Origin of the sequence: Microvirga antarctica (assembly GCF_017921815.1) — a bacterium.
GTDB lineage: Bacteria > Pseudomonadota > Alphaproteobacteria > Rhizobiales > Beijerinckiaceae > Microvirga > Microvirga antarctica.
Genome location: NZ_JAGEMM010000001.1, coordinates 451256 through 468176, shown reverse-complemented (window position 1 = coordinate 468176; position 16921 = coordinate 451256). Strand labels below are relative to the sequence as shown.

General features: G+C 61.3%; 15 protein-coding genes. 8 read left to right on the top strand and 7 right to left on the bottom strand.

The genetic code is table 11. The features are described from left to right. Positions 1–89 precede the first annotated feature (89 nt). From J4G32_RS02285 to J4G32_RS02265, 5 genes are all read right to left on the bottom strand, one after another. Positions 90–1457 carry a M20/M25/M40 family metallo-hydrolase gene (locus J4G32_RS02285; protein ID WP_210483805.1) on the bottom strand — a complete coding sequence of 456 codons (1368 nt, stop codon included), beginning with the start codon at positions 1455–1457 and terminating at the stop codon, positions 90–92. Positions 1458–1499: 42 nt separating this feature from the next. Beyond that, positions 1500–2567 (bottom strand): Gfo/Idh/MocA family protein, encoded by a 1068-nt coding sequence (locus J4G32_RS02280; RefSeq protein WP_210483802.1) that lies wholly within the window; start codon positions 2565–2567, stop codon positions 1500–1502. A 17-nt stretch (positions 2568–2584) separates the two neighbouring features. Beyond that, positions 2585–3550: an ABC transporter permease gene (locus J4G32_RS02275; protein WP_210483799.1), complete on the bottom strand. Its 966-nt coding sequence runs from the start codon at positions 3548–3550 to the stop codon at positions 2585–2587. 9 nt (positions 3551–3559) lie between these two features. Continuing rightward, complete coding sequence (locus J4G32_RS02270; protein WP_343232575.1) at positions 3560–4537, bottom strand: ABC transporter permease; 978 nt, start codon at positions 4535–4537, stop codon at positions 3560–3562. Between the two features lie 92 nt (positions 4538–4629). Further along, positions 4630–6183: an ABC transporter substrate-binding protein gene (locus J4G32_RS02265; RefSeq protein WP_246504736.1), complete on the bottom strand. Its 1554-nt coding sequence runs from the start codon at positions 6181–6183 to the stop codon at positions 4630–4632. Between the two features lie 316 nt (positions 6184–6499). Between J4G32_RS02265 and J4G32_RS02260 the strand changes: the two genes are divergently transcribed. The 6 genes from J4G32_RS02260 (at position 6500) to J4G32_RS02235 (ending at position 13123) form a co-directional block, all read left to right on the top strand. Then, complete coding sequence (locus J4G32_RS02260; RefSeq protein WP_343232574.1) at positions 6500–7360, top strand: DUF4438 domain-containing protein; 861 nt, start codon at positions 6500–6502, stop codon at positions 7358–7360. Positions 7361–7375: 15 nt separating this feature from the next. Continuing rightward, entirely contained in the window at positions 7376–8254 is an 879-nt protein-coding gene (locus J4G32_RS02255; RefSeq protein WP_210483784.1) for a DUF4438 family protein, read from the top strand. Positions 8255–8258: 4 nt separating this feature from the next. After that, on the top strand, positions 8259–9323 hold the full coding sequence (locus J4G32_RS02250) for an Ldh family oxidoreductase (RefSeq protein WP_210483781.1): 1065 nt from the start codon (positions 8259–8261) through the stop codon (positions 9321–9323). A gap of 46 nt (positions 9324–9369) precedes the next feature. Then, positions 9370–10401 (top strand): ABC transporter ATP-binding protein, encoded by a 1032-nt coding sequence (locus J4G32_RS02245; RefSeq protein WP_425515488.1) that lies wholly within the window; start codon positions 9370–9372, stop codon positions 10399–10401. Then, positions 10398–11405: an ABC transporter ATP-binding protein gene (locus J4G32_RS02240; RefSeq protein ID WP_425515487.1), complete on the top strand. Its 1008-nt coding sequence runs from the start codon at positions 10398–10400 to the stop codon at positions 11403–11405. Before J4G32_RS02245 ends, J4G32_RS02240 begins: the two co-directional genes overlap by 4 nt. Before the next feature lie 161 nt (positions 11406–11566). After that, positions 11567–13123, top strand: a complete 1557-nt coding sequence (locus J4G32_RS02235; RefSeq protein ID WP_210483778.1) for an ABC transporter substrate-binding protein — start codon at positions 11567–11569, stop codon at positions 13121–13123. Positions 13124–13175: 52 nt separating this feature from the next. On the opposite strand, the gene J4G32_RS02230 is transcribed toward J4G32_RS02235, so the two are convergent. After that, positions 13176–13562: a PRC-barrel domain-containing protein gene (locus J4G32_RS02230; protein WP_343232573.1), complete on the bottom strand. Its 387-nt coding sequence runs from the start codon at positions 13560–13562 to the stop codon at positions 13176–13178. A 226-nt stretch (positions 13563–13788) separates the two neighbouring features. Here J4G32_RS02230 and J4G32_RS02225 point away from each other — a divergent pair, with 226 nt between their 5' ends. Then, a complete protein-coding gene (locus J4G32_RS02225) occupies positions 13789–14976 on the top strand; it encodes an adenylate/guanylate cyclase domain-containing protein (protein WP_210483775.1) in 1188 nt (395 codons plus the stop codon). Positions 14977–15013: 37 nt separating this feature from the next. Then, a complete protein-coding gene (locus tag J4G32_RS02220) occupies positions 15014–15832 on the top strand; it encodes an LssY C-terminal domain-containing protein (protein WP_210483773.1) in 819 nt (272 codons plus the stop codon). 51 nt (positions 15833–15883) lie between these two features. Here the strand turns inward: J4G32_RS02220 and J4G32_RS02215 are convergent, their stop codons facing one another. Continuing rightward, positions 15884–16915: an NADP-dependent oxidoreductase gene (locus J4G32_RS02215; protein ID WP_343232572.1), complete on the bottom strand. Its 1032-nt coding sequence runs from the start codon at positions 16913–16915 to the stop codon at positions 15884–15886. Positions 16916–16921: the final 6 nt, after the last annotated feature.

Below are 16921 nucleotides of genomic sequence, written 5' to 3'. Positions count from 1 at the left end.
CCGACTGCGGATGCAACAGGATATTATCGTATTACAAAAAGTCGGCTGCTCATACACCTTGTTGGTGGGCCTGAGAAGCCGTCCCGTTGTTATCGTCGGCCAAACTCTTCCATGATGGCCGCCGCATATTTGATTCCCTTGATGTAATTCTCGACGCGAATGTTCTCATCCGGAGCGTGAAGGTTGGCGCCGGGATTGGCGAAACCTGTGAGCACGCAGGGGATCCAGACGTGGCGCAGGATCGTGCCTTCCGCCGAGACCCCGTTGACGATCGGTAATTCGCCATAGACCCGGGTCGCTGCGGCAATCACAGCTTCGGCCATGCTCTCCTTTGCCGAGATTTTATAGGGCGGTTCCGCGCTCTCGCGGGCGATCACCTCGAGATGGCCGAAGCCGTGCTTCCGAAGGTGCCGCTTGAGGCGCTCGACCGCCTTGGCAGGGCTGATATTGGGAATCAGCCGGAAGTCAATCTTGGCCCGGGCCTCGTTGGGGACGATCGTCTTCATTCCCGGTCCGGTATAGCCGGCGACAAGGCCTTGTATATTGGCGGTCGGCTCATACGCGCGTGCCCGGATCGCATCGACCCCGTCCCGCCCGAGGGCAAATCGGTCAATTCCCCATTCGGCTTTGAGTTTCTCTAGGTCGACGCGCGCGGCCTTCGCGTGCAGCTGAGCCTCGTCCTCGGGTTCGAGCTCATACAAGCCCTCATACCAATCGTCGATGAGGATCCGCCGGTTCTCATCCATGATGGTGCTGAGCGCCCGGACGAGGTCCCAGGCCGGACTAGGGAGGAGGGGAAAATTGAGCGAGTGCACGTCGGACTTCGCACCCCGTGCGATGAGTTCGACGAACAGGACGGATTTCAACCCAAGATCCACATCGGGCAACTCGGTGGCCGTGTCGACCGAACCGTCGAGGCAGTGCATCCCGTCGGCCTCGAGCAAAGCCTTGTTCTGCTCCACCCAAGGGCCGAGATGGAGGCTGCCGATTTCCTCCTCGCCTTCGATGATGAATTTCAGGTTCACGGGCAGCTTGCCGCGCACCCTCAGGAACGCCTTCGCGGCCTTGTTGAAGGCCAGCACCCCGCTCTTGTTGTCGGTAGCGCCACGACCATAGAGAACGCCGTCGACAATGGCGCCTGACCATGGGCCACCGTGAGACCACGCCTCGAGCGGCTCGGGTGGCTGCACGTCGTAATGGGAATAGCACAGCATGGTCTTGGCGGATTCGTCCGTCGTCATGTGGCCCACGATGACGGGAGGCCCCCCGTCCAGCTCGTGAAGATGCGCGTCAAGCCCGTCCCGCGCCATCTGGGCGAGAACGAGATCGGCACATTCCCGCAATCCGACGTTCTGGGCCGAGATACTGGGTTGTCGAACGAGTTCTTGAAGATCGGCGATGGCTTCGTCAGCCGTCGCGTCGATGTAGTCGTAGATGTCCTGTAGCGAGTCCTGCATATCAATCGTCCCAAAGTTAAGAAGCGCCGGCGGGTACTGGTGTCACTGGGGGATGTCGATCCAGCGACGCTCAGCCGCGGAAGTCCTCACCGCATCGAGAACGATCTGATTTCGCCAGCCGTCATAGAAGGTGGCTCCTTCCTTCGGTTGGCGTTGTTCGGCGATGGCAGCAGAAATCTCGCGCATCACACTCACCACCGAGACGTTCCAGATGCCCTTGTTGACTCCGGGCAGGGCCGCGTTCGGATCGCTCTCGCTCATGTCCTGGAAGGCCTCGCCGGCCTTCGCCACCATCAGGCGCTCATCCGTGTTATTGAGCAGGATCGTGCCCTCGCTTCCGTAGACTTGCGTGACGTTGTCCATGGAATGTCGGGCCACGCCGCTCATGAACACCGTCACCAGGGCACCCGAGCGCATTTCCAACGTGAAGTGGGTGGTGTCGTCGGCCGTCGCGATCCACGGCTCGCCTGTCGCCTCGTCAATCCGCTGAGGTACCATTGTCAGCGGTTGGCCGACCACAGAGCCTACCTCGCCGAGCCACCAACGCAGCAGATCGACCTGATGCGAGCCGTTGGCACCCAGACGCCCGCCGCCCTGGTCCTCCATCGACCACCAATCTCCCTTGGCGCGCGAATCAGGTGTCGACCACGACGGCCCGATGTTGGAAATATGGGCGTGCCGAACATGCCCGATAAAGCCGCTTTCGATGAGTGCCTTGGCCTTTTTGCGGTTCGGGTTGAACCGGAGCTCATGGTCGATCATGTGGACCCGGCCCAGCGCGACCGCCCGATCAAGCATGGTCTTGGCCTCGCCCGCATTCATGGCGGTCGGTTTCTCGCACAGGACATGCGCGCCGCTCTCAAGAGCGGCCAGGGCCATGGGCGCATGGGTGACAGTCGGTGTCGCGATACAGACAAGATCGAGGCGGTGTTCGCGCAACATTGCCTCCCAATCGTCGTAAGCATGCGGCACGCCGAAGGAGTCTGCCGTGGCTTGGGCGCTGGCCTTGCGGGCACTGGCGATGGCGACGACTTCCGCACCCGGCGTATGGGCGAGCGCAGGCAGGTAGGCCGCCTTGGCGAAGCTCGCTCCGATGATCCCAACTCTCATAGTGTCAGTCCTTTGTCTTAACCGATGGATTTCAGGCGTGGATCGAGAAAGTCCCGAAGCCAGTCGCCGAGGATGTTGAAGGAAAGCACAGTCAGCGCGATGGCAATTCCCGGGAAAACCGCAAGCCACCAACGTCCCGCGATCAACTGATCCCGGCTCTCGTTCAGCATGCCACCCCAGGTGGGAGTCGTGGGCGGCACGCCCAAGCCGAGGAACGACAAGGATGCTTCGGAGAGAATCACGCTGGCGATGTTGAACGAGGCGATGACCGTGAGAGGTGCCAGAATGTTCGGAAGGATCGTCTGGAAGATGATCGAGGTCGTGCGCGCGCCGAGCGCATGCGCAGCCTCGACGTATTCCTTCTCTCGCTGTGCGATGGTCTGGGCACGGGCGATCCGGGCATAGGTCACCCATTGTCCGATGCCCAGCACAAGCACGAGATTGAACAGGCCCGGGCCAAGAACGACCAGGAACATGATCGCGAGGAGAATGAAGGGAAAGGCAAGCTGGATGTCGGCAAGTCGCATGATGACGTCGTCGATGCGGCCGCCGAAGTATCCTGCGACAAGCCCGAGACTTGTTCCAATTGTGCCGCCGATGCAGACAGCGATGAGGCCGACCAGAAGCGACACACGAGCCCCGTAGATCAGGCGGGAGAAGACATCGCGGCCGAGCGCATCCGTCCCCAACAGGTATGGAGTGCGCCCTTGGCGGTCGACCTTCATGGGCTCTTGCAACCGTTGAATGATGTTCTGACGGTTGGGATCGAGCGGAGAGACTGTCGGCCCGAGAATCGCCGCGAAGCTGACAAAGAAGAGGACGATCAAGCCAAGGATCGGCCAGCGCGCCCGCAGCATGCTTTTGCGCGCGCGGCGGAAGCCATCCCGTCGCCTCCGCGGCGACATGTCGACAATCTCATTGCTCTCGGGACCCGGAAGCCCTGCAATGACGACCGGCGGCGCGTCTGGATTGGCGTGGGTCATAGCGTCACCTCACTTCAGGCGGATGCGCGGGTCGAGGCGCGCATACAGGATGTCGGTCGCAAGGTTGAGGAACACGAAGAGAAGGGAGAAGACGATCACGGCTGCCTGCACCAAGGGGATGTCCCGCTGGTTGATGGCATTGAAGACGAGGCGCCCGACGCCGGGCCACGCGAAAATCGTTTCGACCACTACAACGCCCGAGAGCAGAAATCCGAACTCCAGCCCGAACATCGTGACCACGGGTAGCCACGCATTGCGCAACGCATGGCTGACCACAACGTGATACTCGTTCAGCCCCTTGGCGCGCGCGGTCCGGACGAAATCCTGGTTGAGAACCTCCAGCATCGATGATCGAACCAGCCTTGCATTCCGGGCCAGTGAGAAGAACGCGATCGTAAAGCCTGGCATGACGAGATACGTCACAGCACTTGGAAAATTGCGGATGGCTGTTGAAAAATCCCCGCGCAGCAGCGGATCGAGCAGGGGCGTGTGGCCGGAGATCGGCAGCCAGCCAAGTCCCAATCCCACATAAAGAATGAGCATGATGCCGAGCCAGAAGCTCGGCACAGATTGACCCACCATCGCCATGAACATGGCCGTACCGTCGATTGCCGTTCCTCGGTACAACGCCGAAATGACACCGATGGGTATGGCCCCAAAGATCGCGATGATCATCGCAAAGATCGTCAGCTCGATGGTGGCTGGAAAGCGCTCCAGGACTACTTCGATCGATGGCACGCGGTAGGTAAGCGAGGTTCCGAAATCGCCGTGCGCGAGGCGCTCGATATAGCTGGCATATTGCACGTAGACTGGCTTGTCGAAGCCGAGCTTGACACGTGTTTCCTGGATCTCTTCCTGGCTCGCGCGCTCGCTCACATAAAGGTAGGTGGGATCGCCACCCATGTGCAAGGCGACAAAGCTGATCAGCGTCACTCCGAGGATGACGATGATGCTTTGCGCGAGGCGTCGGGCAATGAATGTGAGCACAAAAGGATCTCTGGTCCGCAACAGGATTCGAAGTCGAAGGGCCGACCCCGCCTGGTCATGATTTCAGGCGGGGTCGGTCCCTCTAGCGGCTGTTACTTAAGGGTGACATCGGCAAGGTCGATCCGCTCGTCGCGCCGCGGCTGCCACCCGATGCGCTTGGCGACGCCATAGAAATTCGGCTGGAAGTAAAGCATCAGCCATGGTGATTGCTCGGAGAAGCGGGCACTCATTTTGTCCGTGATCTTCTTCTGTTCGACTGGATCGCGTGTGGCGTAGAGCTCTTTCCACATGCCGAAGAAGACCGGGTCATTCCAGTCCGTGTAATTTGTGCCGGCCGTCGGCGCAGAGAAATCAGCGAGGTCGTAGGCTGCGCTCCAGGTGTCGCCCCCGGTGCCGAGGAAGAACAGCGGCCCGGCATCGTGGGCGCGAATGAGCGGTTGATACACGGACGCCCATTCCATCGGAGTCACCTTAGTTTTGACGCCGATATCGCTGAAGAACTGACCAATCGACATGGCGACGTTCGCGTCGCCATAATAGCGGCCATTGGGCGATTGCAGCGTCAGTTCGAAACGCGTTCCGCTCGCATCCTTTGGATAGCCTGCCTCGTCGAGAAGTTTCTCCGCCCTGGCCGGGTCGAAGGGGAAAGGTTGGAGGGCGGTGTTGTTGTTGGGCGCGTTGACCGGGCTCGTCGCGCGCGTGCACTCGACTCCCAGAAGGGTGGAGCAGATGGTTGGGACGTCGACCGCATATTGCAGCGCACGCCGCACCTCCGGCTTGCTGATCGCCTGGCCGCCCTTCGTATCCTGAAACTTTGCCTTCTGGTTGAAGCCGACATAAATGCGGCGCGTGCCCTGGATCGGCACCACTGTCGCGGCCCCGGTCGCATCAATCGTCTTCTTCTGATCGGGCGAAACGTTGGTGATGATATCGAGGTTTCCGGCGAGCATTTCGGCAACGCGCGTTGAGCCTTCGGGGATGGTCCGCCAGACGACCTTGTCGAACTTGGCCGGTGCGAGTTTGAAGTTCTCGTTCTTGGCGAAGACGACGCGATCGTCCTTGGTCCACTCGACGAATTTGTAGGGTCCGGAACCAACCGGCTTACGCGCGGCGTCGTTGGCATTCATCTTGGAATAGGAGTCTTTGCAATGCACATAGACTTCCGAAATCATCCCGAGGGCAATCGGGTTATATTGTCCGATCTCGATCTCCACGTCCGTTTCGTTAAGCGCCGTCGCTTTCTTGAACTGGATGGAGCTATAGACGAAGCCGGGTGTGTTGCCGGTGAACTTGGCCGCAGGATCGGCAGCCCGGTTGAATGAATAGGCGGCGTCTTCGGCGGTCAGTTTCTCGCCGTCCTGGCAGGTCAGGCCGTCATTGAGGGTGAATGTCCACTTGGTGCCGTCGTCGGAGACTTTGTAAGATTTGGCGAGGTATGGGGTGATTTTTCCGTCGCCGCCGATTTTGTAGAGCGTGCCGAAAAGGTTATCCAACATGTTGGATTCGTTGCGTGAGCTCACCTGAGCGGGGTCGAGCGTACTGGCATCGACGCCCTGGGAAATCATGACGGTGTTGGGATCTGCCGCCAGCGCGGGGGCGGCGCAGGCCGCCAACCCGATCGCGAGCGAGAACATTGCGGTCTTCATTGCTCTTGTTTCCCTCTGAGGAAGTGCTGTGCGGCGTCATGGGCGATCGGCCGAAATCCTGTCGCCCTTCTCTCACACCCGCTTGCGGGCATTGGACGGTTCCCCCTGACCCCATTGGGCCGTTCGGCGGGTCGTTGAGAGGACCTCGCCGCAGTCTCGAAAATCATCAAAACAGATGGCTTGCGCAAAGTCCAATCTGTATGATTATTATACAATACAGTTCGTGAGGCCGGGGCTGTCAAGCGGCCATTCGTCGAGAGGCGGATCGTGCTTCCCAGGTAGCGAACCTGATCTGCGACAGGCTATTGGAGGTCCCGTGCTGCGAACCAACGCTGATCGACTGATCGAAATGGCCGTCTCCGGCGCCGTCAGCCAACCGACCCTGCGAGCCCCCGGATACATCCCCGACAATGAGGGGCTCGCTGTGGTGCTCTCGGGCATGGCCGGCGTGGTCTACAACGTGCGCACAGGCGATCCGGCCTTCGGCTGGGCAGCCGACCATGTGGAGCCGGGGGTGTCGATCGCGCAGAGCGACGAGAAGCACGACTTCGCGCTGCATTATCTCACCTGCATCGGCAATGAGGCGACCGTGACGAGCGGTCTGTCGAAAGGCGCCCGGGGCATCGTCACCGGAGAACACGCCCGGATGCTCGTCGATTTTCCGGGCGACGTTTACGACGGGCTCGCGGTGGGCGACACGATCCAGATCAAGGCTGTCGGGCGTGGGCTGGAACTGATTGACTACCCGCATATCGAATTGAAGAAAATGAGCGCGCGCCTGCTGGAGGCCATGCGGATCGAAGCAGTCGACGGTCAGACCATTCGTCTTCCGGTCGCGATGGAGCTGCCGATCCGGATCATGGGCTCGGGCGCGGAACTCAACAGCGAATATGTGGATCAGGACCTGATGTCGGGTGACCGCGCCCTGATGAAGGAACTCGGGATCGACCAGATGAAGCTCGGCGATCTGATCGCCATCAACCATGCTGACCATCATTTTGGACGAAGCTACCGTCGTAACGCGGTCAGCATCTGCCTCTGCATCCACGGGGATTCCGTCATGACCGGCCATGGCCCTGGTATCCTCACGCTGATGACGTGCGCGACGCCTAACATTCAGTGGACGATCGACGAGACCGCCAATATCGGCCGCTATTTCGGCCTCACCGACCGCTGACGGAAGGACCCAGTCATGCAAGTTGAAACGAACCAAGACCGTCTGGTGGCCGTCTCTGTCGCCGGAAACATTGTCCATCCGAGCTTTCCAGGCCTGCCGGCTGAACCTTATCGCCTGGCAGCGGACGGTACGCCGTTCCTGCTGCCGACATTCGGCGGAATCGTCTACAATATCTCCGTCGGTGACAGCGCCTATGGCTGGCTGGCCGATTGCGTGCATCCGGGGGTCAGCATTCACTACGGGGCTGAACTGGGAAACCGGGGTTTGAACGTCTTTGCCTGCGTTGGGAATGACGCCATCGTCATGACCGGTGAGGGGAAGGGAACACGGGGAGTGGTGACGGGCAAGTCCGGCCGCTTCTCCGAACAGGTCATCGTTCATTTCCCCAAGAAAACGCGCCCGCTTTTCGCGGTTGGGGACAAGATCGTGATCCGCGCCCAGGGCGTCGGTATGGCCATCGAGGGCTTTCCCAATATGCGGCTGAAGAGTCTTTCGCCGAAGCTGTTTGCCGCGCTGGCTCCCACGCTCGCCGGCGGAAAGCTCCAGGTGCCCGTCGTCGCTTCCATTCCGGCGCACCTGCTTGGCGCGGGTGCGGGCCTCACCAGCGAGGGCGGCAGCCTCCATATTCAGACGACCGACAAGGACGCCCTGCGGGGAGCGGGCCTCGATACTCTCAAGCTGGGTGATGTGGTAGCCTTGCTCGACTATGATAGCCGCTATTCCCATGGCTATTTGCGCGGTGCGGTCGGCATCGCTGTCGTCGGCCAGACGGATGGCCCGCGAGCCGGATATGGGCCAGGCATGACGCTGCTGATGACGGATTCCGGCGGAGCGATCGAGCCGGTCATCAAAGCGGACATGAACCTCGTTTCACTGCTCGGACTTGAGAGCTGATGGCATGACCATCCCGATGATCCGCGTAGACGCGGAGGCTCTCGGGGCCTTCGCCCAGGATGCCTTTCGGGCAATGGGTCTCACCGACGAACAAGCAAGACTGTCGGCGTCTGCCTTGATGTTCAGCGAGTTGCGGTTCCATCCCGGCCAGGGGCAGGGCGTTCGCCGGTTGCGTGCCTACCGCGACCGCATCGCCGCACGGCAGATCGATCCTGCCGGATCCTTCTCGGTCGTCAAGGAAAGCCCGGCGCTGGCGCTCGTGGATGCCCATAACGGTCTGGGCAGCGTGACCGGAATCAAGTCCATGCAGCTTGCGGTCGAGAAGGCCAAGGTCTGCGGAATTGGATCCGTGCTTGTCAGAGGGGGCACCCATTACGGCTCGTCGGCTGTCCACGCCGCGGTGGCCGTGGACTCGGATTGTGTCGGCATCGCCATGACGAATGCGGGGCCGGAGATGGCTGCCTGGGGTGGCGCGACCGCTGTCGTCGGCACAAACCCGTGGGCGATTGCCGCGCCGACGGACCGTGGCTTTGCCGTCTCACTCGATATCGCGCTGACGACGTCCGGTAAGGGGATGATGCGATGGTTTGAGCGAGAGGGACGACGGATGCCGAAGGATTGGGCGCTCACGCCAGAGGGCGAGGAGACCGACGACCCAACTGCGGCGATGACGGGGGCGCTGCTCGGGATCGGGCAATACAAGGGTTATGGCCTCTCGTTCATGACGGATGCCATGACGGGAGTCCTTTCCGGGGGAGCGTTCGGGTTTGATCCTTATACCGACCCTTCCCGGCAGAATGTCTCGCATCTCTTTCTCGCGCTCGATGTCGCATGGTTCATGGATGTCGCGGTCTACCGGTCCCGCATGGGGCGGTTCATCGACATGATCAAGACAAGCAAGCTTCGGGCCGGGTTCGATGAAGTCCTGGTCCCGGGAGAACTGGAACACCGGCGTGCGGCGGAGAAGACCGCCTCGGGCGTGCCGCTCGATCGGGCGGTGTTCGAGGATCTCGCAGCACTGGGCCGGGAACTGGGTGTCGCGTCCACGCTTCGGGCGATGGGCTCATGATTGCGGAGCGCCGACAGATGGATTCTCGCCTCAGCGAGGATCCCGCATGCTGATGCCGTATGCTGGCGTCCCACCGTCGCCGCTCCTGGAGGTGCGGGGCCTCAAGACGTATTTCGACACTGATGCCGGAACGGTGAAGGCCGTCGACGGCGTGAGCTTCCACATCGATCGCGGCGAGACGCTCGCCGTAGTGGGCGAATCCGGTTCTGGAAAATCGGTGACCAGCCTGTCAGTCATGCGGCTTGTCCCACATCCGCCGGGGCGTTTTGCTGCGGGCGAGATCCTGTTCGAGGGCCAGGATCTGCTGAAGAAGTCGCCGAGCGAGATGCGGCGCATCCGAGGCAACGACATCGCGATGATTTTCCAGGAGCCGATGACCAGTCTCAACCCGGTGCAGACGGTTGGACATCAGATCATCGAGGTTGTCCGGCTTCATCAGAGCGTGTCGAAGCGGCAAGCGCGGCAGCGGGCGATCGAGATGCTCGACCTCGTGGGAATTCCAGAGCCGGGGAAGCGCATCGACGCGTTCCCCCATCAGATGTCGGGCGGCATGCGTCAGCGCGTGATGATCGCCATGGCGCTCTCCTGCAACCCGAAACTCCTGATCGCAGACGAGCCCACGACGGCGCTCGACGTGACCATCCAGGCCCAGATTCTCGACCTCATGCGGCGGCTGAAACGTGAACTCGGGATGGCGATCCTGTTCATCACGCATGATCTCGGCGTCGTGGCGGAGATGGCCGATCGCGTCGTCGTCATGTATGGCGGCCGTGCTGTGGAAGAGGGGAGCGTGGCGTCGATCTTCGCCAATCCCCGCATGCCTTACACCGCCGGGTTGATGGGATCGATCCCGCGCGTTGACCGGATAGGCGAGCGCCGGGAGCGCCTTGTTGCCATCCCGGGGAATGTCCCCAATCCCCTTCATCTTCCACCCGGCTGCACGTTCAACACCCGCTGTCGCCACGTGCGGGACCATTGCCGGGAGGTCGTGCCAGTTCTCGAAGATACGGGTGATCACCACATGGTGCGGTGCGTACGCTGGCGGGAATTGTCGCTGAAGCAGGAGATCACCCCGTGAGCGATCTGCCGCAGGCTCGGGACGTTGTTTCCGCAGGAGGGGGGGAGAACCTCGTCGAGGTCAGGAACCTGAAGAAATACTTCCCGATCCGTGGCGGATTCTTCTCGCGTGTCGTCGACCACGTGAAGGCCGTCGAGGATGTGTCCTTCGGCGTGCGCAAGGGGGAAGTGGTCGGGTTGGTCGGCGAATCCGGGTCCGGAAAGACAACGGCCGGACGGACGCTCCTGCGCCTGACTGAGCCTACATCGGGTGAGATCATTTTCGATGGCGTCGACATCACGACCCTGCCGCCGGATGAGATGCGTCACTATCGGAAAGACATGCAGATCGTCTTTCAGGATCCCTATGCGAGCCTCAATCCGCGTTTGACCGTGGAGGACACCATCCTCCAGGCCTACCGCATCCATGGCCTGTGGAAGCCGGCTGAGCGACGTGAGAAGATCGGCGAATTGCTTCGGGCCGTTGGTCTCTCGTCCCACCACATGAGTCGTTATCCTCACGAATTCTCAGGAGGACAGCGCCAGCGTATCGGCATCGCCCGGGCGCTTGCCGTCAATCCCCGGTTCATCCTCGCCGACGAGCCCGTCTCCGCACTTGATGTGTCAATTCAGGCGCAGGTCATCAACCTATTGCAGGACCTGAAGGACGAATTCGGTCTGACGCTTCTCTTCATCGCCCATGACCTGTCCGTGGTGGAATACATCAGTGACCGTGTGATCGTCATGTATCTCGGCCGCGTGATGGAGATTGCACCGAGCCGCGAGCTCTATCTCAATCCTGTTCATCCCTATACCGAGGCGCTCCTGTCGGCGGTCCCCATACCCGACCCGACGGCGACGTATGAGCGCCAGATTCTGCAGGGGGATATCCCAAGCCCGATCAATCCGCCATCCGGTTGCGTCTTTCGCACCCGTTGTCCGATCGCATCCAAGGAATGTGCGGAGATCGTGCCGGTGTTGGAGGAGAAGCGTTCGCAACACTTCGCCGCCTGCATCAAGCGATGAAACCGCATGATGATCCGCCTGAGTTCTGCTTCGCGGCGAGCCAAGCTCCCAAAGGCGGCGCCGTCACTACGAAACCGCGTTTATCGACGATGTTGACCGAAAGGCCGCGGGGAGGAGACATTTGGGCATGTCGAGGCCCCCTTTTCCAGAGGAGTAAGAGGATGCGAAAAAGTCTGATCGGCTTGAGCCTGTTCCTGGCAAGCGTCTCCGGAGCCGCCGCGAAGGGACCGGATTCCGATACCCTGGTGATTGCCCAGAGTGTCGATCTCGAGACGCTGGAGCCAGCGGAAATCCGCTCGACCAATGGCACGAATATCGCGATGCATTTGTGGGGAACGTTGCTGCGGACGGAGGGCTCGGGACAGATCGTCCCGTTCCTCGCGGAGGGCTACACGCTTAACGAAGCAGGCACGGAACTGTCCTTCACCATCAGAAAAGGTCTGACCTGCGAGGATGGCGAACCGCTCACCGCCGAGGACGTGGTCTACACATTCAACCGCGCGGCAGATCCCGCGCTCAAGTTCAACGGCAACACGCCGGGCTTCGTCTTCGACTCGCTGGGTTTTGCGGGGGCCTATGTGGGGCCGGGCGATGTCGCCGTCATCAAGACGAAAGCCTATCAGCCGATTGCGAATGGATTGATCAGCCGGGTCTTTATTCACTGCAAGGATTCGTACGAGAAACTCAGCCTCGCAGACGCGGCCAGACGGCCCGTCGCCTCCGGCCCTTATCGGTTGTCCGAGTGGGTGAAAGATGACCGTGTCGTGCTTGAGCGGCGGAGTGATTTCACGTTGCGGGAGTCACCCTTCAAGAGTTTGGTGTGGCGCGTGATTCCCGCGGCCAGCACGCGGGCAGCCGAATTGATCGCTGGCAACGTCGATATCGCGGCCAACGCCTTGCCGGACCAGCAGGATGCGGTGAACAAGAGCGGTCGCGCTACGGTGAAAGCCGTCAATGGGACACGGCGGATCTATATCGGCTTCAATCAGAAGGACGAGTTCGCGAAGGAAACGCCTGGCGGAGCGGCAATCCAGAAACCCGAGGTCCGTCGCGCGCTTCAATACGCCATCGACGTCCCGACCATCTGCCGCACGTTGCTGGGAGCGGAATGCGAACGTGCGACAGGGCCTGCCAATGTGGGGCATCCGAATCTGAAGCCTTACCCCTACGATCCGCAGAGAGCGGAGAAACTGCTGGACGAGGCGGGGTACAAGCGCGGAGCGGATGGCGTCAGGTTCCGGCTCGTGTTCCAATCCCCCAACGGGCGCTATCTGTCTGATGGCAACGTGGCGCAGGCCGTAGGACAATACCTGACCGATATCGGGGTTGAGACAAAGGTTGAGCTACTCGACTTTGTCTCAGGCTTCCAGCCGCTGACCCGCAAGCACAACGCGGGGCCGCTGTTTTTGCTGGGCTCTGGCGGCGCGACCTGGAGCCAGATTTACGATATGGGGCTGTTCTCATCGAAGACCGCAGGGGCGAATTACGCGGAATGGATGAATCCGGAATGGGAGAAACGTTGGAACCAGTTATCGACCGCTCGCGATCCCCAACAGAGCCAGGTTCTTGTCGACGAGATGCTGCAGATTTTCTACGACGATCCGCCCTGGCTTCTGCTCTACTCGCAGCCGGACTTTTACGGGGTCGGAAATCGGATCGTCTGGACGCCACGTCGCGATGAGGAGATCTATGCCGCCGAGGTCTCCTTGAAGAAATAGGAAAGCGAGGGGGAGGGAGGCAATTCCCTCCCCCGGACGCAGAATCTCAGCGTCACATGCCCCAATAATACGGAGCTCTCCAGTAATCGTGCAGCTCACGCTCGCGATCCCTGTCTGACCACCGATAATCATCCTCGCGGTAGAAGCTCGGCGCGCCTTTAAGCTGCTCCTCGGTGATATCCGTGCGATAGCCGCCGAGGGTTGTGTCGTAATTCAACTTATTCCACGGAATGGTGTGCTCTTCTTCACCCATCCCCAGAAAACCGCCGAACGACATGACCGCATAAGTCACGCGCCCGCTCATCTTCTCAATCATCAACCTTTTGATCTTGCCGATGTCGTTTCCGCTGGGATCGTAGACAGTGGTGCCCTCGACACGATCGCTCCCGATCATCGGGTCTCCGGTCATAATTCCTGCAGCTTCCGCATGTGCCATCATCGTGCATCTCCTTCGGGTTGCAATCTGCCTGCCTGAGGCGTTCAGCTTCGCTGTCAGACCTTGGCCTTGGCAGATCAACGTCACGCTGCGGGGCGAGTTCCCCCCTTAAGTCTGCTTCGCTGGCGGTCCAGTAGCCAGTAAGGTAAAAGCCGATTGGACCCGGACGACCCTTTGGATCGGTGTAGCGCGTCGGCAGGGCTCAGGGCCCAGTCGCGAAAGGCCAAGCATGGATGATTCCACCGCCAACCATCTGATTGACTGGGTTCTTGCCTTTGCAACAGCAAACGACGACCTGGATGCGTTGCTGACGGGACTGAGCGAGAAGCTGCTTGAGGCAGGTTTCCCGCTTCAGCGTGCCAGCATCTCGCTTCCGACGATTGATCCGAGTGCCCGGGCCGTTGCCTATATCTGGTGGAGAGATCGAGGGGTCGCCACAGAACGGGTCCCCCACGGACGACGGCAGCTGGAAAACTTGCACCGCAGTGTTGTGTTCGACCTGCAGATGCGCAAATCAACGATGGCGCGCTATCGTCTTGCCGACGGCGAGGGGGTGGATCGCTTCGACCTCCTGCGGGAAATGAAGGAGCGCGGAAGCACCGACTATCTTTTGAGACTCGTTCCCTTCGGCACAGGGCAGATGGTGCTCCAAGGGGTTGCCTTGTCGGTCGCCACAGATCGCGAAGGGGGCTTTTCCGATGAGGAATGCGCATTCATCCATCGCATTGTCCCAGCCCTGGCGTTGGCCGCCTACCGGATCAGCGTTGGCCGGATCGCGGTGGATGCGCTCAGCGTCTATCTGGGACCGCAGACCGGACGCCGTGTCCTTGCGGGTGAAATTCGTCGCGGGGAGGGTGAGCGGATCGCGGCCGCGATCCTGAACGCGGATTTGAAGGGCTTCACGGCGATGACAGAACGTGAGGACGCTCTGGAGGTCGTCGGGTGGCTCAACGAGCACTTCGAAGTGATCGGCGACGCGGTTATGTCGCGCGGGGGCGAAATCCTCAAATTTATGGGCGACGGCCTGCTGGCGGTGTTCCCCGTGAGTGAACCCGATGCCCGGCCGTGCAGGATATGCGGCGAGGCCCTGGAGGCCGCTGAGGAAGCACTCGCGGCCAATGCAGCCCTTAACCGCAGGCGGTCCGCGACGGGCGGGCCTCGCCTTGATGCCGATGTGGTGCTGCATTATGGCGAAGTCGTGTACGGCAATGTCGGGGCCACTCGTCGGCTCGACTTCACGGTCATCGGCAGGGCCGTCAACGAAGCCAGCCGGATGGAGGCCTTATGCGACCCACTCGGCGTCAATCTCATCGCATCGCGAGCCTTCGCTGAACGCTGCGCTCGGCCGATGATCGAGCTCGGGTCTTTTTCGCTGCGGGGGATTGCAGGGGAACGCGCCATCTACCGGCCATGCTAGCGGCGAGCAGGCCTATCAGGACACCGGAGACCATCGCATGACGTCCACGCCACATCGTACCATCCTGCGCCGCGGCTCCGTCGCGCTGGGGGTGCTCGTCGGGCTCTATCTCGCGCTTGCCTATGGACTCCTGCCGGCGCTCTGGCGTCACTACGAGCACCAGCCCGATCTCGCCAATCGGCCGATGGTCACCCGGACGACCCAGGACATTCCGGGTGATCCGATCAATGTGGGACTCGTCGGAACGAAGGAGGAAGTCATCCGCGCCTTCGCCGCTGCCCGATGGGATCCGGCGGACGCCATCACATTGGCCAGCAGCATCGAAATCGGAGCGAGTGTCATTCTCGACCGACCGGATGCGTCGGCACCTGTCAGCACGCTCCTTTTCGACGGAAGGAAGCAGGATCTGGCATTCGAGAAGCCCGTTGGCACAAGTGCTGACCGGCGGCACCACGTCCGATTCTGGCGAGTGTTAGAAAAGGGTGCTGAAGGCCGCCCGGTATGGCTCGGCGCGGCCAGCTTCGACATCGGGGTCGGGTTAAGTCGCGACACAGGCCAAATCACCCACCACATCGCCCCGGACGTGGATGCGGACCGCGACCTCGTCATTCGAGACCTGCTGGACGCCAGGATGCTGGTCTCGACCTATCAGGTGTCAGGCGTCGGCCCGACATTGAACGGCCGTAACGGCGGAGGCGACCGATACTACACCGATGGCGAAGTCACCATCGGGGTGATCAGTCCCCGAGCCGCCATCACGACCGAGGCGGCTCAGCAATTGCCCAATCCGCCTGCAACGCGCTTCAAGCACTGGGTCTGGAGTTTCGGAATCTGGATCCGCGACCTTTTCCGCTAGTCTACGGCAGCTTCCGCTAGGCTACGGCAGCTTCCGCTAGGCTACGGCAACTCAGGCTGGAAGGTCAGAGACCTGCACCAACAGCTTCCCGAAATTGCGCCCTTCCAGGAGGCCGACAAACGCATCTGGCGCGGCCTCGAGGCCGGAGACAATGTCCTCCTTGTAGCGGACCTGCCCGGTGGCGATCCACTTTGTCATGTCGGCGATGAAGGCTGGCCTCTGGTCGACGAATTCGCGCTGAATGAAGCCGCGCAGGGTGAGGCTTTTCGAGAGGATGTCGCGCATCAGCAGAGGCAGGCGATCCGGACCGGGGAATGGCGCAGTCTGGTTATATTGCGCGACCAGACCGCAAACCGGGATACGGGCGAAGTCGTTGAGGAGGGGGAACACCCCGTCCCAGACGGCGCCGCCCACGTTTTCGAAATAAACATCGATGCCGTTGGGGCATGCGGCGGCGAGCTGCGCGGCGAAATCGGGGGCGCGATGGTCGACGGCAGCGTCGAAGCCCAACGTGTCACGGAGGAAGGCGCATTTGGCCTCACCTCCCGCAATGCCGACCGCCCGGGCCCCTTTGACCCGCGCGATCTGACCGACGGCTGATCCAACAGGCCCGGTTGCTGCCGCCACAACGACGGTCTCGTCGGCTGCTGGCTTTCCGATCGTCAGAAGGCCTGCATAAGCCGTGAAACCTGGCATGCCGAGAACCCCGAGCGCCGTCGAAGGCGGCGCTGCGCGGGGATCGAGTTTGCGAACGGCGTTACCGCTTGCGACTGCGTGGCTCTGCCATCCGGAATGGGACAGAACCACGTCACCGGTCTGCAAATCCGGATGACGCGATTCCATGACAGTGGCGACGGTCCCGCCCTCCATGACGTCTCCGACCGCGAGGGGGGCGGCGTATGATTTCGCCGCGCTCATCCGGCCTCGCATGTAGGGATCGAGCGACAGGTATGCGATCCGCAGGAGAACTTCGCCGTCCTTGAGGGGCGGGAGCGCGGTCTCTTCGATCCGGAAGTTCTCAGGCTTCGGGGCTCCCTCCGGCCGAGAGGCGAGAACAATGCGTCTGGTCAGCTGTGAGGTCACGGCAAG